At 37.8% G+C, this 21916-nt stretch carries 16 protein-coding genes, 3 tRNA genes and 1 pseudogene; 3 read left to right on the top strand and 17 right to left on the bottom strand.

Features of this window, described 5'->3' with window-relative positions; translation table 11 throughout:
- From ACFIKR_RS03650 to ACFIKR_RS03640, 3 genes and pseudogenes are all read right to left on the bottom strand, one after another.
- Positions 1–76: pseudogene (locus ACFIKR_RS03650) on the bottom strand (elongation factor Tu); the annotation flags it as partial.
- Positions 77–256: 180 nt separating this feature from the next.
- Positions 257–330, bottom strand: a tRNA-Gly gene (locus ACFIKR_RS03645).
- A 31-nt stretch (positions 331–361) separates the two neighbouring features.
- Positions 362–445, bottom strand: a tRNA-Tyr gene (locus ACFIKR_RS03640).
- A 205-nt stretch (positions 446–650) separates the two neighbouring features.
- Here ACFIKR_RS03640 and ACFIKR_RS03635 point away from each other — a divergent pair.
- Entirely contained in the window at positions 651–1481 is an 831-nt protein-coding gene (locus ACFIKR_RS03635; protein ID WP_375658866.1) for a TrmH family RNA methyltransferase, read from the top strand.
- 3 nt (positions 1482–1484) lie between these two features.
- Here ACFIKR_RS03635 and ACFIKR_RS03630 read toward each other — a convergent pair whose 3' ends face one another.
- From ACFIKR_RS03630 to ACFIKR_RS03605, 6 genes are all read right to left on the bottom strand, one after another.
- On the bottom strand, positions 1485–2210 hold the full coding sequence (locus ACFIKR_RS03630) for a rhomboid family intramembrane serine protease (protein ID WP_375658865.1): 726 nt from the start codon (positions 2208–2210) through the stop codon (positions 1485–1487).
- Positions 2211–3095: 885 nt separating this feature from the next.
- On the bottom strand, positions 3096–3521 hold the full coding sequence (locus tag ACFIKR_RS03625) for a DUF2155 domain-containing protein (RefSeq protein ID WP_375658875.1): 426 nt from the start codon (positions 3519–3521) through the stop codon (positions 3096–3098).
- A gap of 88 nt (positions 3522–3609) precedes the next feature.
- Positions 3610–4008, bottom strand: coding sequence for an NADH:ubiquinone oxidoreductase subunit NDUFA12 (locus ACFIKR_RS03620; protein WP_012755018.1), 399 nt, complete (start codon positions 4006–4008; stop codon positions 3610–3612).
- Between the two features lie 181 nt (positions 4009–4189).
- Positions 4190–5689, bottom strand: coding sequence for an Asp-tRNA(Asn)/Glu-tRNA(Gln) amidotransferase subunit GatB (gene gatB / locus ACFIKR_RS03615; protein ID WP_375658864.1), 1500 nt, complete (start codon positions 5687–5689; stop codon positions 4190–4192).
- 128 nt (positions 5690–5817) lie between these two features.
- Positions 5818–7245 carry a trigger factor gene (gene tig / locus ACFIKR_RS03610; RefSeq protein ID WP_375658863.1) on the bottom strand — a complete coding sequence of 476 codons (1428 nt, stop codon included), beginning with the start codon at positions 7243–7245 and terminating at the stop codon, positions 5818–5820.
- Positions 7246–7380: 135 nt separating this feature from the next.
- Positions 7381–7463 (bottom strand) — tRNA-Leu (locus ACFIKR_RS03605).
- 134 nt (positions 7464–7597) lie between these two features.
- On the opposite strand from ACFIKR_RS03605, the gene trmFO reads away from it, so the two are divergent.
- Positions 7598–9010: a methylenetetrahydrofolate--tRNA-(uracil(54)-C(5))-methyltransferase (FADH(2)-oxidizing) TrmFO gene (trmFO, locus tag ACFIKR_RS03600; RefSeq protein WP_375658862.1), complete on the top strand. Its 1413-nt coding sequence runs from the start codon at positions 7598–7600 to the stop codon at positions 9008–9010.
- A gap of 1100 nt (positions 9011–10110) precedes the next feature.
- On the opposite strand, the gene ACFIKR_RS03595 is transcribed toward trmFO, so the two are convergent.
- The 8 genes from ACFIKR_RS03595 to ACFIKR_RS03560 all read right to left on the bottom strand — a co-directional run bounded on the left by ACFIKR_RS03595 (position 10111) and on the right by ACFIKR_RS03560 (position 21294).
- A complete protein-coding gene (locus ACFIKR_RS03595; protein WP_012231443.1) occupies positions 10111–10389 on the bottom strand; it encodes an HU family DNA-binding protein in 279 nt (92 codons plus the stop codon).
- A gap of 232 nt (positions 10390–10621) precedes the next feature.
- The gene (gene lon / locus ACFIKR_RS03590; RefSeq protein WP_375658861.1) at positions 10622–13048 is read right to left on the bottom strand and encodes an endopeptidase La; all 2427 of its coding nucleotides are present in this window, start codon (positions 13046–13048) and stop codon (positions 10622–10624) included.
- A gap of 183 nt (positions 13049–13231) precedes the next feature.
- Positions 13232–14506 carry an ATP-dependent Clp protease ATP-binding subunit ClpX gene (gene clpX / locus ACFIKR_RS03585; RefSeq protein WP_273723371.1) on the bottom strand — a complete coding sequence of 425 codons (1275 nt, stop codon included), beginning with the start codon at positions 14504–14506 and terminating at the stop codon, positions 13232–13234.
- 183 nt (positions 14507–14689) lie between these two features.
- Positions 14690–15322: an ATP-dependent Clp endopeptidase proteolytic subunit ClpP gene (gene clpP / locus ACFIKR_RS03580; protein WP_375619460.1), complete on the bottom strand. Its 633-nt coding sequence runs from the start codon at positions 15320–15322 to the stop codon at positions 14690–14692.
- 146 nt (positions 15323–15468) lie between these two features.
- Positions 15469–16278 (bottom strand): hypothetical protein, encoded by an 810-nt coding sequence (locus ACFIKR_RS03575; RefSeq protein WP_375658860.1) that lies wholly within the window; start codon positions 16276–16278, stop codon positions 15469–15471.
- Positions 16279–16288: 10 nt separating this feature from the next.
- Positions 16289–17665 (bottom strand): Trk system potassium transporter TrkA, encoded by a 1377-nt coding sequence (gene trkA, locus ACFIKR_RS03570; RefSeq protein ID WP_375619458.1) that lies wholly within the window; start codon positions 17663–17665, stop codon positions 16289–16291.
- 4 nt (positions 17666–17669) lie between these two features.
- On the bottom strand, positions 17670–19028 hold the full coding sequence (locus ACFIKR_RS03565) for a sigma-54 dependent transcriptional regulator (protein ID WP_012755009.1): 1359 nt from the start codon (positions 19026–19028) through the stop codon (positions 17670–17672).
- Between the two features lies 1 nt (position 19029).
- Entirely contained in the window at positions 19030–21294 is a 2265-nt protein-coding gene (locus tag ACFIKR_RS03560) for an ATP-binding protein (RefSeq protein WP_375658874.1), read from the bottom strand.
- A 175-nt stretch (positions 21295–21469) separates the two neighbouring features.
- Between ACFIKR_RS03560 and rirA the strand changes: the two genes are divergently transcribed.
- The gene (gene rirA, locus ACFIKR_RS03555; RefSeq protein ID WP_375658859.1) at positions 21470–21913 is read left to right on the top strand and encodes an iron-responsive transcriptional regulator RirA; all 444 of its coding nucleotides are present in this window, start codon (positions 21470–21472) and stop codon (positions 21911–21913) included.
- Positions 21914–21916: the final 3 nt, after the last annotated feature.

The following is a 21916-nucleotide window of genomic DNA, read 5'->3' as shown; positions in this document are numbered from 1 at the left end:
TCTTCCCATGATCAACGTGACCAATCGTACCAATATTAACATGCGGTTTTGTTCGTTCAAACTTGCTCTTCGCCATCGCTATTAATCTCTTGTTTTATTCCCTATTCTTGTTAGCACCTAGGGACAGTCCTGCAAAACTCAATTCGACTAAGCTGTAACCAGCTCAATCACCACGACTCTTAGACGGAAAACCCTACCCAATCTATAAATGGAATATCCTCCATCATACCTATTTGCCCACTCACCAACAACCATTTGGAGCGGGTAGCGGGAATCGAACCCGCATATTCAGCTTGGAAGGCTGCTGCTCTACCATTGAGCTATACCCGCATGACCCACATACTAACTCTCCTTCGATGAATGGTGGAGGGGGTTGGATTCGAACCAACGTAGCATACGCAACGGATTTACAGTCCGCCCCCTTTAACCACTCGGGCACCCCTCCATTACACCGGTAAAGTCGCGCAATGAGACATCACGACAACCATCTTGAATACCCATTCAATTCAATCTGATTGCGAAGTGGTTATGACGATTACTATTGTATCTGTCAACAGAATAAATACAATTCTGTACAAATTTCCTGCTCATAACTTTAAATCATAGATTTTTTCTCTCTATTTTTCTTATTAACACGCTATAAAGAAGCTATGAAAGAAAAAACATCACAAAATTCTCATTATGCTCGTTTACGTCGCCGATATCGCGATACAAAAGGCTCTCCTTCTCGATCTTTTACACACCTAAAGAAGAACGCTGCTTCTTTACAGCAAGGGATCATCCATCTTTATGGCATTCATTCTGTTCAGGCTGCTTTAAAAAACCCAAAAAGAATTTTAAAATGTCTTTACGTTACACAAAATGCCTTAAAACGATTAAATATATCCGAATCAGATTATCCTTGCTCTGTTACATTATGCACCCCCAAATATCTTGATTCGCTTGTTGGAAGTGAGGCTGTTCATCAAGGTATTGTTTTGGAAACTTTACCCCTCAAACCATGCAAGCTTTCGGAACTAACCAATACTGATCTGGTCATTGTCATGGATCAAATTACCGATCCGCATAATGTTGGCGCTATTATGCGCTCTGCAGTTGCATTGAAAGCTAAAGCGCTTATTACAACTTGCCGTCACTCTCCCCACGAAAGCGGTGTTCTTGCGAAAGCGGCATCTGGAGCTCTGGAAATGATTCATTATATTACCGTACGAAACCTCGCTGAAGCTCTTCAAGAACTTCATCAAACAGGTTTTACAAGCTTTGGTCTCGATTCAGAAGGTGATCAACCTCTAGAAACAGCATTAACAGGGAATAAAATTGCTCTTGTTTTAGGAGCAGAAGGTAAAGGTTTACGTAAAAAAACACGTGAAACCGTTTGTGCTTTAACACGCCTTGATATGCCTGGAAATATAAAATCATTAAATGTTTCAAATGCAGCAACAATAGCACTTTATGTGGCACATAAATATCTTAGATTCTAGTTTTTAATTTTTTTGTGAAACATCAAAAAAACCAACCAACAAAAAACCCGCAAAAAAACCGCCAATATGAGCTTCCCATGCTATTGAGATACCTTTTTCTTCAAACAAAATAGAAGAAATACCTACAATAGAATCAGTCATCAGCCATACACTCATATAAACAAGCACCTCCTTAGAACACAGAGCTTTTTTAATGGACAATAAAGGTCCAAAAAGTTGTTCGTTCTGTGCATTGACACCTAGATAGCCGCTAAGAAAACCGTAACGTGCAATAGCTCCCATCATTCCAGATACGGCACCTGACGCCCCAATAAGTGGTATGATACTTTCTTGATGAAATGTAAAATAAGTCAAAACAGAAATAACTGCCGTTAACACCCAAAAAATTAAAAAACGTAAAGCACCAAAATGCCTTGCTAAAGGAGAGCCAAAAATCAAAAGCCAAACCATATTAAGAGCAACATGTTTAAAACTACTATGCATAAATGAATAACTCACCATGGTATAACAGAGTGCTACAGGATCCCTCTTAAACAATGCTGGTATAAATGAAAAAAATTCAAGACTTTTAGTATAAACCTGATGAGAAAAAAAATACTGAGAAATGCAATAAAGACAAAAACAAAAAGCTATCAAAACAACTATAATAAATGGAACATTCAACAAGGGTTCTTTAGGTTGTTTCGGTAATCGAGAAATATCATTATGTTGGTGACTAGAAACTTTCATTTTATAAAATCTCGTATTCTTTAGAGAATGGGTTATTCTTTATACAAAATAAATATACCACTCCCAGTGATGCAGAATCTTTTCAACGCCTCTTCGAAGCCCCTTTTTAAATTTTCAATAGCTCTACATGAAAACACGTGTATTTTATACAAAAGATTTAAAAAAGCATGGATATCAAGAATATGATTTACAAACTTAGCGGTATCCTGCTTATTAAAATGTAAAGTTATCAAGTAATATACAAGAACTTACGAATAGACAAACTCACTTATGAGGTGGTGTATAATAAAAATATATAAAAATTGTTTTTTACTAGAAATATACTGATCATTGCATTTTTTAACCAAAATATACTTCGATTGAGAAACTTTAAATAATCTTAAATCTTAATTTTTCCATTAATATAGCTTGTATTACTTCTACTCTTTTAATGAAAGACGACATCTCTATGAGAAAAAAACTACCAACACAGCGTTCTCTAGATATACTCATTGGTGTTTCATGATGAATTACTCACTTGATAGTCTGTTTCCTTCATAAATGCAAAATCTTCAGTTCATCTCTTTAACAAATATAAACAAGCCTTTCATTTCAACCTCTAACAAATATAATTCAAGAACTGTTTCCTATGAAACACTGAAAAATATGTTGATTTTAATGATGCATCTTTGAATTTAAACAGTTCATGAAGGAAATTTTTATTCCTTATATTAGAGATTCTTATCTACACATCCGCTACTTGCAATGCGCAAGAGAATAATTTGGATTAATTCAATATAAAAAAACTTTAAATGAGGCAATCATAGGAATTTGAACCTCTTATTAAGTTGTAAAATAATAAAGGACCATTATAAACCAATGTATTATAAATAGATAACACACTAATCATTGAAGAGGAAGATCTTGAGAATTCTGCTTGCAATCCTTTAACCACACATCATAAATAGGATGCTCAACAGCGTTCAAACCAGGACTATCTGCAAACATCCATCCTGTAAAAATACGCCGTATTTTTTTATCTAATGTCACTTCATTGACTTCAACAAAACCAGTTGTACGCGTTGCTTCACCTTTAGAGCTCGTATAACACGCACGTGGCGTTACCTGTAATGCACCGTACTGATAAATTTTACCAAGAGTAACTTCAAAACGTGTGGTCCGCCCCGTGATTTTGTCAAGACCTGCAAAAACAGCAACTCCATTGCTAATACGTTCAGCCCGCACTCCACTATTTAAGGATAAAAACACTAAAATTCCCATAAAAAAAATATATATAAAATGCCTCACCCCTAACAATAAAAAAAATCTCATCATATCAAAATCAATCGCACCTTTAAAAATAACTCTTTTCATAACATAGAGTCAAATAAGACAAAAACACACGCGCACATTAAAAATTTTATTTTTTAGGTGACCACGCATCATAATCTTCATGCACACAAGAACGCTCTCCATTGGAGGTGATAGCTCCCTTTGGTCGATAGTCCTCACTTGTCCCTGTCATATTTGCGACATGAGGCTTTTCCCATTCATAAGGATGATAATCCTCCTGTGTTGGTGGACACTCACAGCGATGATGAATCCAGCCGTGCCAACCTGGTGGAATAGTAGAGGCCTCAGAATAGTCTTTATAGATAACCCAACGGTGCGGATAACCATCCTTATGAAGTCCTCCTTCATAATATATATTTCCAAATTGATCTTCCCCTATCCGCTTACCTTTGCGCCATGTGAAAAAACGCGTACCAATGGTATTGCCATTCCACCATGTAAAGATTTGCTTAAAAAAACGAGCCATCTGCTATTCCATTCATTTACTGCGCTCATGAAATTAATCGTTGGAATAAAATTGCTAACGATTGAAATTACCGAAAAAGTTACTAGTAATTTCAGCTACAATTCCGATTGATAGGATAACGTGCTATCCCTTAATTTCAAGAAGATATCATATGTATGGCTTCTTCTCCACCCCATAAAATTTAATCTATGCGAAGTTTCATCTTAACCAATTTATTAACAGCTTGGGGATTTGCCTTACCACCTGTTGCTTTCATTACCTGTCCAACAAACCACCCGGCTAAAGCAGGTTTGTGCTTTGCTTGCGCAACTTTATCAGAATTATTGGCAATGATCTCATCAACAGCTCTTTCAATAGCCTTTGTATCCGTTACCTGCTTCATATTTCGCTCTTCTACAATTTGGCGTGCATCTCCCCCCTCATTCCAAATAATCTCAAAAAGATCTTTGGCAATTTTTCCAGAAATAACTCCTTCTTTTATGAGATCAATAATGCTTCCCAATTGATTTGGCGATACTGGCGACTCTTCAATCTCACGATTATCTTTATTTAAAGCCCCTAAAAGGTCATTAATCACCCAATTGGCAACTATTTTTCCATCACGCCCACGCGCTACTTCTTCAAAATAATCAGCAATAGCCTTTTCTGTCACAAGAATGGAAGCATCATACACTGTCAATCCCATTTCCTTAACAAAACGTGCTTTTATAGCGTCAGGCAATTCTGGTAAGTCTGCTGCCAAAGCATCCACAAATGCTTGATCAAATTCTAATGGTAAAAGATCAGGATCAGGAAAATAACGATAATCATGCGCTTCTTCCTTTGAACGCATAGAGCGTGTTTCACCCTTAGCGGCGTCAAAAAGCCGAGTTTCTTGATCTATGACACCACCATCTTCTAAAATTGCGATCTGACGACGCGCTTCATACTCAATTGCTTGACCAATAAAGCGAATAGAATTAACGTTTTTAATTTCACAGCGCGTTCCAAAATTTTTACCAGGACGACGAACAGATACATTGACATCTGCACGCATAGAACCTTCATCCATATTGCCATCGCAAGTGCCCAAATAACGAACAATCGTACGCAATTTTGTTATATAGGCTTTGGCTTCATCTGATGAGCGCATATCAGGTTTGGAAACAATTTCCATAAGAGCAACACCAGAACGATTAAGATCTACAAAAGACATCGTTGGATGTTGATCGTGCATCGATTTTCCAGCATCCTGTTCAAGATGCAACCTCTCAATTCCCACTTCAATATCCTCAAATTGGCCATTCGAATCTGGACCAACAGATATGATAATCTTTCCCTCTCCCACAATGGGATAACGAAATTGAGAAATTTGATACCCCTGTGGTAAATCTGGATAAAAATAGTTTTTGCGATCAAAAACAGATTTTAAATTAATATGCGCCTTTAATCCTAACCCCGTTCGAACTGCTTGACGAACACATTCTTGATTAAGAACAGGCAACATACCTGGCATGGCTGCATCAATAAGTGATACATGATTGTTCGGCTCTGCACCAAATTTGGTTGATGCCCCTGAAAAAAGTTTCGAATTTGATATGATTTGCGCATGAACTTCCATGCCAATGATGACTTCCCAATCACCTGTAACTCCAGAAATAAAACGCTTCGAATCAGGAGTACGCGTATCAATGATGCTCATTGCCAATCCACTACCAATATTTTAAAATATACTCATGGCTTATCTAAAACCATTCTCTCAGTGCAATCCTAGGATATAAATCTTACAAAAAGCCCGATTCTATCGGGCTTTTTCTGTTTGTATAAATATTAAGCTTTTTTAGGAGCCTTTTTCTTAGCTGATGTTTTCTCTGTAGACGTTTCTTTCACTGCAGACTTTTTCTTTGCCGGCTTTTCTTCAGGGACATCTGATTCGTCATATTCTTTCATCAACTCTTCAACCGTCACTTCTTTATCTGTCACTTTTATCTGTGCTAATAAATGATCAATGACCTTTTCTTCAAAAATTGGAGCACGTAAATTTTCAACAGCTTCCGGAGTCCTGCGGAAAAAATCCATAATCTCTTTCTCTTGTCCAGGATACTGGCGAACCTGATCAAAAACGGCTGCTTTTAGCTCATCCTCACTAACTTTAACACCAACCTTCATTCCAATTTCAGAAAGCACCAAACCAAGACGAACACGACGTTGCGCAAGGACACGATATTCCTCCCGTGCCTTTTCTTCTGTAATACCTTCATCTTCAAAACTGCGCTCAGCCTTTTTCAAATCATCATTAACCTGAGCCCATATATTGTTAAACTCAATCTCTAAAAGTTCTTCAGGAATCTCAAAATTATAATCAGCATCTAAAGCATCAAGAATTTGACGCTTAACTTTTTGACGTGTCACTGAACCATATTGGCTTTCCATCTGCCCACGAATGACCTCACGTAAGCGATCTAGAGACTCTAAACCAACTTTTTGTGCTGCTTCATCATCAATTTTTAATTCATCTGGCTTAAAGACAGCTTTGACAGTAATGTCAAACTCTGCTTCCCGTCCCGCCAAATGTGCCGCACTGTAATTATCAGGAAATTTAACAAAAATCGTTTTTGCATCCCCAGCTTTCACACCAACCAATTGCTCTTCAAAACCAGGAATAAATTGTTTTGACCCAAGAATCAGTTGTGCATCACTATCTGCCCCACCTTCAAATGGAACGCCTTCAAGCTTACCTTGATAATCTATGGTAATACGATCACCTTCTTCAGAAGCCCCCTCTTTTAGGGAATAATTACGCGTAGAAGAAAGGACGCGATTGATTTGATTATCAATATCCTGTTCAGGAATAGTTGCAATTTCACGGATAACCTTAATATGTTCAAAATCTTTAATTTCAATTTTTGGTAAAACTTCATACTTTAAACTAAAAGTAAAATCAGCTTTGCCATCTAGAATTTTTTCATCTTCATCTATATCAATTTTTGGCTGCATCGCTGCACGTTCATTGCGATCTGCTAAAATAGACTGGGGTGCATCACTAAGTATTTCATTGAGAATCTCCGCCATAAAGGATTTACCATACATTTTTCGTAAATGCCCACTAGGCACTTTACCGGGACGAAAACCATTAAGCTTGATTTTTCCCTTGGTATCATCCAATCTTTCATTCAGCTTTTCTTCTAAATCTTTCGCTGGAACCACGATCTTAATTTCGCGCTTCAGTCCTTCATTAAGCGTCTCGGTAACCTGCATTAAACACCTTCATTTTCCTAAGGAGAGGGATAAACCCACTCTAATAATCATTACATTCTAACACTTCGAGTGTTACATTTACCATGAAGCGGAATTTCAGACACGTAGAAATCCGTAGCACTTAAGGGATTGCTTTGGTGCGGATGGAGGGACTCGAACCCCCACGGTCTCCCGCCAGAACCTAAATCTGGTGCGTCTACCAATTTCGCCACATCCGCTCAAACTTACAAGCTAATAACCTTATACAAGCGGCGTCTCTATACCATTAATTACGGGAAAAAAGCAAACAAATATATTTAAAAAAACAAAATCTATGCTTTTCATAAATAACTGCTTACGCTAAAAGTCAATTATGTTAAAGACATTCGATATCCCAATTCATATCATCGGTGGCGGTCTTGCGGGGTGTGAAGCAAGCTGGCAAATCGCTCAATCAGGAATTCCTGTTGTTTTGCATGAAATGCGACCCGAAAAAAAATCAGATGCCCATAAAACCGATAAATTAGCAGAACTAGTTTGTTCAAATTCATTTCGTTGCGATGATTCATTAACAAATGCTGTAGGGCTTTTACATGCTGAAATGCGATTAGCGAAATCATTAATTATGAAAGCTGCTGATGCCAACAAAGTTCCCGCAGGTAGTGCCCTTGCTGTTGACCGTGATGGATTTTCAAAAACCGTTACGATAGCAATCGAAAACCATCCTCTTATAACAATCAAACGTGAAGAAGTTCAAGAAATTCCTAAAGCTTGGAAACATGTTGTCATTGCAACGGGTCCCCTTACATCACCTGCACTTGCTCAAGAATTACAAGCAATAACCGGTATAAAAGCTCTTTCTTTTTTTGACGCGATTGCACCTATTATCCATACCGATAGTATTGATATCAACATTTGTTGGTATCAGTCTCGCTATGATAAAATTGGTCCTGAGGGAACGGGAAAAGATTATCTTAATTGTCCCCTCAACAAAGAACAATATAAAACATTCGTTGAAGCATTAAAAAATGCTGAAAAAACAGAGTTTCGTGACTTTGAAAAAACGCCCTATTTTGATGGATGCCTCCCCATTGAAATTATGGCTGAGCGCGGACTTGAAACGTTAAGACACGGTCCTATGAAACCTATGGGCTTAACCAATGCCCATAACCCTACAGTTAAACCCTATGCTGTCGTTCAATTACGCCAAGATAATAAACTTGGAACGCTTTACAATATGGTCGGCTTTCAAACAAAACTGAAATATGGTGAACAAATTCGCATTTTTAGAATGATTCCCGGTCTTGAAAAAGCAGAGTTTGCGCGTCTTGGTGGTCTTCACCGTAATACCTACCTCAACTCGCCAATTATTCTTGATCAAACCCTTCGTTTAAAACAAAAAAAACAACTACGCTTTGCAGGGCAAATTACCGGATGTGAAGGTTATGTAGAATCAGCGGCAATAGGGCTTCTTGCTGGACGTTTTGCTGCTGCCGAATATCATCATGTTTCTCCTTGCCTACCCCCACAAACTACAGCATTCGGAGCCCTTTTGAGTCATATTACGGGGGGACACATCATAGATGAAAAAGCAGAAACACAGTCCTTTCAGCCAATGAATATCAATTTCGGACTCTTCCCCCCTATTGCTTCTATTAAACATTCAGGAAAACGCTTACCAAGTAAAGAAAAAAAATTAGTAAAAAAACAAGCCATAACAGCGAGAGCTCTCAATGATTGTACTCAGTGGTTAGCAGATAAAGAATCAAAGAGTTCCTGTTTATAAAAAACACACGATTTGCCTCTCACCTACTGAATAAATCTTTATGACTCTCGTGAACAAATCATTCTAAAGCCTTTTAAAGACTGTCTCCCCCAATCAATAAATACTACCCTATGTTTCATCATTTATTCAATTATGTAGGTGCTGTAAAATAACTTTTGGCTATAAAAACCTTCACCGCTATCAACAATTTAATATGATTTAATGACTAAAAATAAAATAATCATATAAATATATTATGAATAATAAAGACTTTAATAGATGGAAAATACATAAGCAATGCTATATTATCTCTATTGATAGATTTTATATTACGTAATATACATTATTTTATAAGATTGATTTTTCTGTTTTTTAACTTTCTCCCTCAAAATTTGTGATCTTCTCTCATTTTAACTCTTGTGTGATGAAGAAAAAATGCTTGCATATCACAAGTGAAATAAAGATATAGAAAAATATTTGTAGGATAGAGGTGGATCTATCCCTTTCCTCTCAAATGCCAAGAAAATTTACAATATTGAAAGCGAAGTCTGAATATCATAAAATCCTTTCATTTCAGACTCTCTTATAATAAATCAATAAAAATTATCCTCTTGGTGCGTTACAAGCAAGGTTGGCGTATAAGTAAAAGAACAAAACCATCCCTTATGCACTCGTCTCAGATATTGAGGGCTGGTCGCAATATTATAGAAACTGAGAAAAATAGTACGACAGCACCAACATGCGCTTTTATTAAGCGCAAATGGCGGTATATAATAAACTTTTATAGACTTTACAGAATTTTTTGCCTCATACTATTTACGGACCTTGTTTTGAAATAAATACCGTAACACTTCAGTGTAATACAAGTTAACATTACATTTTATAAGCCATACCCGTACTGCATTAATACACTGCAATATTTTACTGAAAAGGCTAAAAACAATATATTTTAAGCTGACAGTATTTTATACAACACTTAAAATCATTTTCAAAAATACCAGCAATACATGAAAATAAAAAATACTGCAAAGATCTCAAAGTTTTATATGAAAACGCGCATAATACATGTGTAAAAAAAAACCCGCTTATAAATAAATCGGGTTTTTTTAATGCCGCTTAAATTATTTTTTATTAACTGCCTCTTTAAGGCTTTTTCCTGCAGAAAATTTGGGTACAGAACGTGCTGGAATATCGATTTCAGCACCAGTTGAAGGATTACGCCCCTTTGTTGCAGCACGATGAGAAACTTCAAAAGAGCCAAAACCAGGAAGACGAACATCTCCCCCTGAAGCCAAAGCTTCTGTTACAGAAGCCATAAAAGCATCAACAACAGCACCAGCTTGCGCTTTCGAAACACCTGCCTTTTCAGCAACGGAGCTAACCAATTCACTTTTATTCATAAAATATTTCCTTTCCCTATATTACCTGACAACATGACTTAATCATGTTATTGGTCAGTTTATTGAAAAGTACAGCAAACAGAAGTCTTATTTTTATCCAAAACATTGTTTTTTTAGTAATAATCACAGTTATTCACGGAATTTTTCACTTTTTCCAATAAAAAAAAAGAATAATAACCTCAACAACGCCTTCTGCCACCTAAAAAATGCCGTTATAAATGAAATAAGTGAATCAGTGTGCAATCTGTATTCCTTCACTATCACTGCTCTCTGACCGGATTGGGACAGCCACCGTAGAAGGTTCTTTCCATTCAATAGTGTCTGGAAAACGAACCAAGGCGTGTTTCAAAACTTCACTCACATGATTTACCGGAATAATCTCCATATTATTTTTGACATCATCAGGAATATCAACCAAATCTTTTGCGTTTTCTTCAGGAATAAGTACTTTTTTTATCCCTCCTCGAAGAGCTGCTAGGAGTTTTTCTTTTAATCCACCAATTGGTAAAACGCGTCCACGTAAAGTAATTTCACCAGTCATTGCAATATCTTTATGTACAGCTACTCCTGTAAGGACCGAAACAATTGCTGTCACCATTGCAATCCCAGCAGATGGGCCATCTTTTGGCGTCGCACCCTCTGGAACATGAACATGGATATCGCGTTTTTCAAAAAGCGGAGGTTCAATACCAAAATCAACAGCACGAGAACGTACATAAGATGCTGCCGCTGAAATGGACTCTTTCATAATATCACGCAAATTTCCAGTTACAGTCATCTTACCTTTGCCGGGCATCATAACTCCTTCAATGGTCAATAACTCTCCACCGACTTCTGTCCACGCAAGGCCTGTCACAACACCAATTTGATTTTCTCCTTCAATCTGATTGTAATGATAACGTTTAACACCCAAGAAATCATGAATATTACTTTCTGTAACTTTTACAGATTTTTGATGCGTTTTGAGAATTTTTGTAACGGATTTGCGGGAAATTTTCATGAGTTCACGCTCAAGATTACGAACGCCTGCCTCACGTGTATAAAACTGAATAATTGACCTTAGTGCTCCATCAGAAATACTAAGTTCTTTTTTAGACAAACAGTGATCTTTGAGTGCCTTTGGTAAAAGATGCTGCTTAACAATTTCCATTTTCTCACATTCAGTATAACCAGCAATACGAATAATTTCCATACGATCCATTAACGGACCTGGAATATTAAGCGTATTGGCAGTTGTGATAAACATGACATCAGAAAGATCATATTCAACTTCCAAATAGTGATCAATGAATGTACCGTTTTGTTCAGGATCAAGAACTTCTAATAAAGCGGATGAAGGATCTCCACGAAAATCTTGTCCCATTTTATCAATTTCATCAAGCAAGAAAAGCGGATTAGATTTTTTTGCTTTTTTCATAGACTGGATAATTTTTCCAGGCATCGAACCAATATATGTTCGGCGATGTCCGCGAATTTCTGCTTCATCCCGCACACCTCCCAATGAAATACGAACATACTCACGCCCCGTCGCCTTTGCAATAGAGCGCGCTAATGATGTTTTCCCTACACCAGGAGGACCTAACAAACAAATAATGGGACCTTTTATCTTTGACGCGCGACTTTGCACGGCCAAATATTCAATAATTCGCTCCTTAACTTTATCAAGACCGAAATGTTCATTATTCATGACCTTTTCAGCAAAATCTAAATTGTTTTTAATCTTAGATTTTTTACCCCAAGGCATTGCTAATAACCAATCAAGATAGTTACGTACAACTGTCGCTTCTGCAGACATAGGAGACATATTCCGTAATTTTCTCAATTCTGCCCCAGCTTTTTCCTGTGCTTCCTTGGATAGTTTTGTATTCTTGATACGTTCTTCTAATTCAGAGAGTTCATCTCGGCTATCATCACCTGCTCCTAACTCTTTTTGAATAGCCTTCATCTGCTCATTGAGATAATATTCTCGTTGGTTTTTTTCCATTTGCCGTTTAACATGCGAACGAATACGCTTCTCAACCTGCAAAACAGAAATTTCTCCTTCCATGAAGGACAGAACACGTTCAAGACGGGCTCGTACAGGTAAGAGCTCTAATATTTCCTGTTTTTCTGCAAGTTTAATCATCAAATGAGAAGCAATCGTATCGGCAAGCTTAGAAGGATTGTCAATCTGACCAATCGCATTAACAACTTCAGGAGAGATTTTTTTATTAAGCTTTACATAGTTTTCAAAATAAGCAATCACTGACCTTGAAAGAGCTTCAATCTCAACATCCCTCTCTCTAGATTCTTCTGTAACAGTCGCATATGCCTGATGATAACCTTCACTTAAAGCAAATTGACTAATTTTTGCACGTGCAGTTCCTTCAACCAGAACCTTTACAGTACCATCAGGAAGCTTTAAAAGTTGAAGGATATTAGCAAATGTACCAATATGATAAATATCCTCTGATTTTGGATCGTCATCAGAAGCATTTTTTTGTGTCACCAATAGTATTTGCTTGTCAACCGCCATCGTTTCTTCAAGAGCACGAATTGATTTTTCGCGGCCCACAAAAAGTGGAACAATCATATGGGGGAAGACAACAATATCACGAAGAGGTAAAATAGCATAAACCCCATCTCTTATTTCATCTGTCTTTTCATCAATATATTGCATAACTCTCCTTTCTGGAGCCTATGAGCTATCTATAACAACCAGCCCACCTTTAGAAAACCTCAGCTCTTCACAATACATGAAGTGGTAATTACTAATACATAAATCAAGCATTATAATGATATTATTAGAAACACAAATCAAATACCGTTCATTACCACCTTTTATATTGTACATCGCACAATGTCATGCTGATACATTTTCTTTATCTTCTGCACGTTCTGAGTAAATGTAAAGAGGACGCGCTTTCCCATCAACGACATCACTCGAAATAACCACTTTTTGAACGCCTTCAAGAGCCGGTAGCTCAAACATCGTCTCAAGAAGGATCTTCTCCATAATAGAACGTAAACCACGAGCACCAGTTTTACGTTCAATTGCTTTCTTCGCAATAACACGTAAAGCATCCTCATGAAATGCTAACTCAACATTCTCCATTTCAAAAAGACGCTGATATTGCTTTACTAAAGCATTTTTAGGTTGTGATAAAATTTGCATGAGGGCGTTAACATCTAAATCCTCTAAGGTAGCGACTATAGGAAGGCGCCCAATAAATTCTGGTATTAAACCAAATTTAATAAGATCTTCAGGCTCTAAATCACGAAAAATTTCACCAACACAACGCTCATCAGGAGCCTTAACGGTCGCAGAAAAACCAATGGAAGTTTTTTCACCACGCCCTGAAATAATCCGTTCCAAACCAGCAAAAGCACCTCCACAAATAAATAAGATGTTTGTTGTATCAACTTGTAGAAACTCTTGTTGTGGATGCTTACGTCCACCTTGAGGAGGAACAGAAGCAATCGTTCCTTCCATAATTTTTAATAACGCTTGCTGAACTCCTTCCCCCGAAACATCTCTTGTAATAGAAGGATTGTCTGCTTTACGAGAAATCTTATCAACCTCATCAATATAAACAATACCACGCTGCGCACGTTCAACATTATAATCTGCTGCTTGAAGAAGCTTAAGAATAATATTTTCAACATCTTCACCCACATAACCTGCTTCAGTCAAAGTGGTCGCATCCGCCATCGTAAAAGGCACATCAATAATACGTGCTAATGTTTGTGCAAGATAAGTTTTACCACAGCCTGTTGGACCAACAAGAAGAATATTTGATTTAGCCAACTCAATATCATTGCTTTTAGACTGATGCGCCAACCTTTTATAATGATTATGAACAGCAACAGAAAGAACACGCTTTGCATGCTGCTGACCAATAACATAATCATCAAGAACTGTTATAATTTCCTGTGGCGTAGGAACACCATCACGCACCTTAACCCCAGAAGACTTATTTTCTTCCCGAATAATATCCATGCAAAGCTCTACACACTCATCACAGATAAATACAGTAGGCCCCGCAATGAGCTTACGCACCTCATGCTGACTCTTGCCGCAGAACGAGCAATAGAGAGTATTTTTTGATTCGTTCCCGCTATTGCTAATTTTGCTCATTTTTCTTTCCTTTCACCACGATATATGAATACTTTTCCTTTTCAAAGGAAGCTTTTCATCATGAAAACTAAAAGACATATAGAAAACCATGCATGTCTCAATATTTTTAGGTGTTTCTCTTATTTTGCGATATTTTTTATAAAACTCTGTGATTTAAAGTAGCTGTTTTTTCTATAAAAATTCTTAATCTTTTTCTTCTTTTTCAGTTTCTGCGCGATATTGTATAACATCATCAACTAAGCCAAACGCCTTGGCTTCTTCTGCTGTCATAAAATGATCGCGATCGAGAGTTTTCTCAATAATTTCATAATCTTGACCTGTATGTTGAACATAAATTTCATTTAAACGCCGTTTCATCTTTATAATATCTTGCGCATGTCGCTCAATATCTGAAGCTTGACCTTGAAAACCACCAGATGGTTGATGCACCATAATACGTGCGTTTGGCAATGTAAAACGATGACCTTTTGCTCCAGCTGTTAACAATAAAGATCCCATAGATGCCGCTTGCCCCATGCAAAGCGTAGAAACAGGAGGGCGAATAAACTGCATAGTATCATAAATAGCCATACCAGATGTTACGACACCACCTGGAGAATTAATATAAAGACTAATTTCTTTTTTAGGATTTTCCGCTTCCAAGAAAAGCAATTGTGCACAAACAAGCATTGCCATACCATCTTCAACAGGGCCATTAATAAAAATAATCCGCTCCTTTAAAAGACGGGAAAAAATATCATAGGCCCGTTCACCACGATTGGTTTGTTCAATAACCATAGGAACAAGGCTTAATGCTGTTTTCATTGGATCACTCATATTTTCACTTTCCGTTCATATAACAACCGCTCTTTACACATTCAATGTTTTTATCCATATGTTAACATTACTCTCTTGTGCAAGCTACAATCAAGAGCTGTTTAAGATAGATTAAAATCTCAATAGTTAAAATAGCAATAATAACTCTACCTAAACAAATGATGAACATCAGGAATGCGAGATACCGCCCAATGGTAAAAACTTCCTTCCTGAGGTCTTTTCGTGGTCTTTGTCTTTCTGTGAATATGAAAGCCTATCAAGCGTGAATCTGTAAGCGGCTTTACGCCAAAAGCTGGTTCAAAAATACGTTCAGCGTTTCGCCCAGTCCAATAATAAAAAGTTTCCTTTTCCTTTGCTTCATGAAAAAAACCATATCGTTTTGCTAATCGCGAAATACCATCATTGCCAAATATCGTAACGCCAAGACTTCCCGGCAAAATCGGCATTTTTTTCCTCTTTAACCAGAACGGTCTCCAAATACGACGCTTAAACCCAAGCCAATGAGGAATAATTTCTGTGCCTGCCCAATAATCTTCAAATACTTTTATAATAGGGTTATTAGGCGGAAAATAAAGTGCAGAAACACCTACTCTTGTATTATTTTCTCTTGCCAACCAAACCTTATCCGCATCTGGATGAAATTGTTTAACAAGGTAAACATCTGTATCTAACCAAACACCTTGTTGATATTTCATCAGCATAACACGAAAAAAATCCGAGAACTGAACAATTGTACACCCTGGTTTATCATCAGAAAAATCGGGATCAAGGCGATAAATTGCTGAGCGTGGTAAAATTGATTCGGCTTCATGCAACTCAACACCAGCAGGGAGATTATCTATTTTTTTATCATAACTAAAAAGCTTAATGCGCTGTCCAGTTTTAACCATTGAGGACAAACAAAGCCTATCCACCAATCTTAATTGTCCACTATACCAAAAAGTACAAATATCCATAGATGATATATCAAAAATATTCTAAACTTACGCGAAAGAGTTGTTCAACATCACGAACCCTATCAGCAAGAGCAAAAATCACTATTCTATCACCAGACAAAATGCGTGTATCTGCCGAAAGCTGTATTATTGTCTTATTGCGATAAATTGCACCAATTCTCAAACCATCTGATAAATTGAGCTCTGATAATGACTTACCAACCAATGAAGATGTTTGCATCACTTCAGCTTCAATAATTTCTGCTCGGCCATTAAAAACTGAATGAACAGAACGAATACGCCCACGGCGCATTTGTTGCAAAATTCTCGATATTGTAACGCTATGGGGATTAAGGTATGCATCCACACCAACAGCACGACTAAATTCTTGATAGGCAACATTATTAATCAATACCATATTGGCTTTGCAGCCCAATCTTTTAGCAATAATGGCGCTTAAGAGATTAACCTGATCTTGATTGGTCAATGTAATCATTAAATCGGACTGATCAATTCCCGCATCTTGAAGAATCACTGGATCTAACACGTTACCGTATAAAACTGTTGTTTTTTCAAGCTGATCAGCAATTGTGAGGGCTCTTTCTCTATGCGATTCTATAATCTTCAATTTTAATTTATGGAAACGCTTTTCAATAGCCTGTGCAACATAAAGACCAATATGACCACCCCCTGCAATAATCATGCGGTGGGCATCTTGTTCTTTATGACCAAAAAGCCCAACAGCACGACGCATCTGTTCACGAGAAACAACAAGATAGGTTATATCACCAACGCGTAATTGCGTTTCTGAATGTGCAACCAATAATTCCGCACCACGTTTAATAGCGGTAACCGTCGTATGAAGATCTGGAAAAAGCTCTGTTAATTGACGTAAAGGTGTATTAATAACTGGACAATCTTCCATGCATTCCAAAGCTAACGCAACAACATCATCATTACAAAAATAAAGAACATCTATTGCACCAGGTAAAGCAATACGGCGCAAAACCATTTCCCCAACTTCAACTTCTGGCGAAATAACCACATCAATGGGAATATTCTCTCTGGAAAAAAGCGTCTTATAACGTGGTTCTAAATAAGATTGTGAACGAATACGAGCAATTTTTGTGGGCACATTAAATAATGAATGTGCTACTTGGCAAGCTACCATATTGACTTCATCAAACAAAGTAACAGCAATCAACATATCAGCTTTGTCTGCATCTGCAGCCAAAAGAACTTCAGGACGTGAACCGTGACCAACAAAACCTCTCACATCCAATGTATCGCGAATCTTTTCAATTAATCTCGTTTCAATATCAATAACAGTAACATCGTGATTTTCAGCAGCAAGACGCTCTGCTATCCCATAACCAACCTGTCCTGCTCCGCAAATAATAACACGCATCGCTTTAAGAAACTCCAAGCGCTTTAAGTTTACGATGCAAAGCTGAACGCTCCATGCCTATAAATTCAGCAGTACGTGATATATTTCCACCCAAACGCCCAATCTGCGCCACTAAATATCTCTTTTCAAACAATTCTCGTGCTTCACGTAAAGGCAAATCCATTATACTTTCATCTGAATCCATTTGAAGACGTGGCAAAGAATCACTTACTTCACTGGGAAGAAAGTCCGCTGTTATAGGACCATCACCATCCCGCACAAGAATAAGAAGACGCTCAATATTATTACGTAATTGCCGCACATTACCCGGCCAAGCATGCGTTTGCAAAATAGCAATCACATCATCACTGATTGCACGCGGTTTAATCCCAACCTGCTGTGATATTGTTTTTACAAAATGATGTACAAGTTCTGGAATATCTTCACGACGCGCTGAAAGAGGCGGAACAGCAATAGGAACAACGGAAAGACGGTGGAAAAGATCTTCTCTAAAGCGCCCATCGGAAATGAGGTTTTCAAGATTTTGCGCTGTCGAAGAAATAATACGGACATCCACCTTAACACGTTTTGTGCCGCCAACTCTTTCAAATGTCTGCCCCGTTAACACCCGAAGAATCTTACCTTGAGTCTCACGTGGCATGTCAGCAATTTCATCAAGATATAATATACCGCCATGAGCTTCCTCTAAGGCACCGATCTTGCGCTCTCTTCCTTCCATTTCACTACCAAACAGCTCTATTTCCATTCTTTCCGGAGTAATCGTTGCAGCATTTATTGTAACAAATGGCCCATTCGAACGTGTTGAGAGCGCATGAATAGTTCGTGCAACAGTCTCTTTTCCTGCCCCTGAAGGACCTGTTATCATGACGCGACTATTGGTTGGTGCTACTTTTTCTATGATTTGACGCAAATTTTTTACAACTGTCGATTTTCCGAGCAACTCCAATGTCTCGTTCGAACGCTTTCGCAATTCTAAAAGCTCACGTTTTAAATTTGAGTTTTCAAGTGTTCTCTCCGCAACCAATACAAGTCTATCAGCTTTAAAAGGTTTTTCAATGAAATCATACGCCCCTCGTTTTATAGCGGAAACAGCCGTCTCAATATTACCATGACCAGAGATCATAACGACCGGAAGAGCCGGATATTGCGTTTTAATTTCATCAAGCAGTGCTAAACCATCGAGACGACTACCCTGTAGCCAAATATCCAAAAAAATGAGCTTTGGAATACGCTCACTAATTTGAGCCAATGCTTCATCAGAGTTACAAGCAACACGCGTTTCATAACCTTCATCATCTAAAATACCAGCAACAAGCTCACGAATATCTGCTTCATCATCAACAATCAAGATATCTGATACCATACTATTCCCCTATCTTATGATTTATGGCTTGTATAACACTACCCTGCTTACCCCCATCCGCCGGAAACATCAAACGAATCATTGCACCACGACCTTCATAAAAACTCTCCGGTGCATCATGAAGCTCCATGGAACCACCGTGATCTTCAATAACTTTGCGCACAATGGCTAACCCGAGCCCTGTTCCTTTTTCCCGCGTTGTTATATAGGGCTCTAATAACTTTTGTCTTTGCTCTTTAGGAAGTCCTTTCCCATTATCAACAACATCCACAACCACCCATTCCTCTTGACGATAAGAACGGACAAGAATATGACCGTGAATATTTTCCTCTCGCATAACTGAATCTATGGATTCGCTCGCATTTTTGATCACATTGCAAAAAGCTTGTACAATGAGACGGTTATCAAATGCACCCATAAGTGGTAGACTTCCTAAATCTTGCTCAAAATGAATATCATGTCGTGTCACTTCTATCAAGAAACATGCTTCACGCAACAATTCTCGTATATCTAAAATATGCATTTGTGGTTTGGGCATACGTGCAAAAGAGGAAAACTCATCAACCATACGCCCAATATCTCCAACCTGTCGAATAATTGTCTGAATACACCGCTCAAAGACCTCTCTATCTTGTGTAATAACTTTGTTATAACGTTTACGAATGCGTTCAGCGGACAACTGAATGGGTGTGAGGGGATTTTTTATTTCGTGTGCAATACGCCGTGCAATATCCGCCCACGCCGCTGTACGTTGCGCTGCAACAAGGTCTGTAATATCATCAATTGTTAGAACCCAAGATTGCCCCTGTCCATCATCCTCTTCCATCGTAACCTGGACATTACAGACACGCTCTTTTCCTGCAACGTTTAAAGCAACCTGCTCACGATGATTTTTACGATCCAATGAACGTGCAAACTGAAAAACCTGCCAAATTTCAGCACTTAAAGATAAAAGACTTTGTCCAACAACGTGTTCAGAGCGAATATCAAACATAGCTTCAATAGATCGATTAATAATTGTAATATCACCATTATCATCTATACCCGCTACTCCTGCTGTTACACCCGATAACACTGCTTCAGAAAAACGCCGTCTCTCATCAATTTGATCACGCACTGCAATCAACTCATTGCGCCGACTTTTCAATTCACTGACCATGTAATTAAAAGTTTTGGATAGTTGCCCAATATCTCCATCCTTCGCGCGTACCGGCACAAAAATTTCCATATTTCCAGTAGCAACATCATCAGCAGCACTAATGAGAAGACGAATAGGACGTACTAAACGATCAGCGACAGCAATAGCAGCCCAAATAGCTGATAAGAATAAACTAAAAAAAAGACATAAATAAAGCATACCAAATGCAATTTGTGTCAGCAGGCGATTTTCGTTTAAATCACGATAACGATCTGTATTGACTTCTGTTAAACGCAAAGCAGATAAAACACCTTTATCAACGTCACGCACCAAATATAAAAATGTGTTTGGAATGTTGGTAAATTTTAAAATAATACCAAAATAATCATGCACGCCTGGTTGAAAAGAAAAAGGCCTCGCACTGGTTGCACGTTCAATAAGATTGGAAGGAGGAATTGGCAGTTTATCTTCATCACCAAGAGCACTCGATATAAAAATAGCTCCGCTAGAACTTAACAAAAATGCGCCACGCAAATTGCGTCCTAGAGCATGACGTGTCAATTGCATCCTATATTCAGCCGGATTACGTTCTAAGAGTTTTTTGTTATCAAGTGCAAATGCCATCGCGTAGGATAAATTTTTTAAATTTTGAAGCATTTCATCTGCATAAGCATTTGCTAAATCAATAGAAGAGCCCACAATTTGCCGCGTTGTTGTATCAAACCATCGATCAAGTCCCAAATTTAGTGCTGGACCCGATACAAGAGCTACAGCAACAGCCGGCATTGTTGCAACAAGTGCAAACAATGAAATAAGGCGCACATGAAGACGCGATCCTGCACGCCTTGAACGCCAAGCACGAATTATCGGAATCATCTCATAAAAAACGATGACAATAAGCCCTAAAACCCAAAAACTATTAATCCCTATAAGAATAAGGGTTACTGTTCTACTGGGAACAACAGGGGTTAATCCAATAAGAATAATAAATGAAACAGAGGCCGTAAGTAAAGCCAATACAATAATTGTAATCCCTAAAAAAATATATACCTTACTTAAACGATACAACTCATCGTTATAAGTATTTTTATCTATGTCTTGAAGATTCGTCACAGATGTTATATTCATCATGAGCTTACATACCCTTATCCCATTATTCTCATATAACCTTTTGTAGCAAAAATTGACAATACTAATACTACATTTAAAATAGGGCAAATATAGTCAATGAGAAAGAACTTCTACATTTTGCAAAATATCTTAAAATAAACTGTGTTCGACGATACTTTACGAAGGAAATGAGATGCGATTAACAAAACAAACAAATTATGCTCTTCGAATGCTCATGTATTGTGCAGATAATCAGGGAACTCTCAGTCGTGTTCCAGAAATTGCTAAAGCATATGCCGTTTCAGAACTTTTTTTATTTAAAATCCTTCAGCTGCTTGTTCAAGCAGGTTTTATACAAACAGTGCGTGGACGCAATGGTGGAGTTAGGTTGGCGAAACCCGCAGCAGAGATTTCAGTCGCTGATGTTGTGAAAGTAACAGAAGACAACTTTTCCCTAGCAGAATGTTTCGATACTGCAGAACCAACTTGCCCCTTGATCGATTTTTGTGGTTTAAATACCGCACTTCAAAAAGCATTAAATGCTTTTTTTGAGGTATTATCCGTGATATCCCTTGCTGATCTACAACAACCATCCTTTCAAAATCATTTTAAAATTAATGACAAACAGGCAAACTAAGAT

The sequence above is a fragment of the Bartonella sp. MR30HLJHH genome (assembly GCF_042194195.1).
GTDB classification, from domain to species: Bacteria; Pseudomonadota; Alphaproteobacteria; order Rhizobiales; family Rhizobiaceae; genus Bartonella; species Bartonella grahamii.
Note: the sequence above shows the minus strand (reverse complement) of the source record. Positions and strands in the feature narration are given on the sequence as shown.

Excerpts from the sequence above, each read along its gene's own strand:
- ACFIKR_RS03635 (WP_375658866.1), top strand. The coding sequence starts at position 651 with ATGAAAGAAAAAACATCACAAAATTCTCATTATGCTCGTTTACGTCGC.
- ACFIKR_RS03630 (WP_375658865.1), bottom strand. The coding sequence starts at position 2,210 with ATGAAAGTTTCTAGTCACCAACATAATGATATTTCTCGATTACCGAAA.
- ACFIKR_RS03625 (WP_375658875.1), bottom strand. The coding sequence starts at position 3,521 with ATGAGATTTTTTTTATTGTTAGGGGTGAGGCATTTTATATATATTTTT.
- ACFIKR_RS03620 (WP_012755018.1), bottom strand. The coding sequence starts at position 4,008 with ATGGCTCGTTTTTTTAAGCAAATCTTTACATGGTGGAATGGCAATACC.
- gatB (WP_375658864.1), bottom strand. The coding sequence starts at position 5,689 with ATGAGCATCATTGATACGCGTACTCCTGATTCGAAGCGTTTTATTTCT.
- tig (WP_375658863.1), bottom strand. The coding sequence starts at position 7,245 with ATGCAGGTTACCGAGACGCTTAATGAAGGACTGAAGCGCGAAATTAAG.
- trmFO (WP_375658862.1), top strand. The coding sequence starts at position 7,598 with ATGTTAAAGACATTCGATATCCCAATTCATATCATCGGTGGCGGTCTT.
- ACFIKR_RS03595 (WP_012231443.1), bottom strand. The coding sequence starts at position 10,389 with ATGAATAAAAGTGAATTGGTTAGCTCCGTTGCTGAAAAGGCAGGTGTT.
- lon (WP_375658861.1), bottom strand. The coding sequence starts at position 13,048 with ATGCAATATATTGATGAAAAGACAGATGAAATAAGAGATGGGGTTTAT.
- clpX (WP_273723371.1), bottom strand. The coding sequence starts at position 14,506 with ATGAGCAAAATTAGCAATAGCGGGAACGAATCAAAAAATACTCTCTAT.
- clpP (WP_375619460.1), bottom strand. The coding sequence starts at position 15,322 with ATGAGTGATCCAATGAAAACAGCATTAAGCCTTGTTCCTATGGTTATT.
- ACFIKR_RS03575 (WP_375658860.1), bottom strand. The coding sequence starts at position 16,278 with ATGGATATTTGTACTTTTTGGTATAGTGGACAATTAAGATTGGTGGAT.
- trkA (WP_375619458.1), bottom strand. The coding sequence starts at position 17,665 with ATGCGTGTTATTATTTGCGGAGCAGGACAGGTTGGTTATGGGATAGCA.
- ACFIKR_RS03565 (WP_012755009.1), bottom strand. The coding sequence starts at position 19,028 with ATGGTATCAGATATCTTGATTGTTGATGATGAAGCAGATATTCGTGAG.
- ACFIKR_RS03560 (WP_375658874.1), bottom strand. The coding sequence starts at position 21,294 with ATGAATATAACATCTGTGACGAATCTTCAAGACATAGATAAAAATACT.
- rirA (WP_375658859.1), top strand. The coding sequence starts at position 21,470 with ATGCGATTAACAAAACAAACAAATTATGCTCTTCGAATGCTCATGTAT.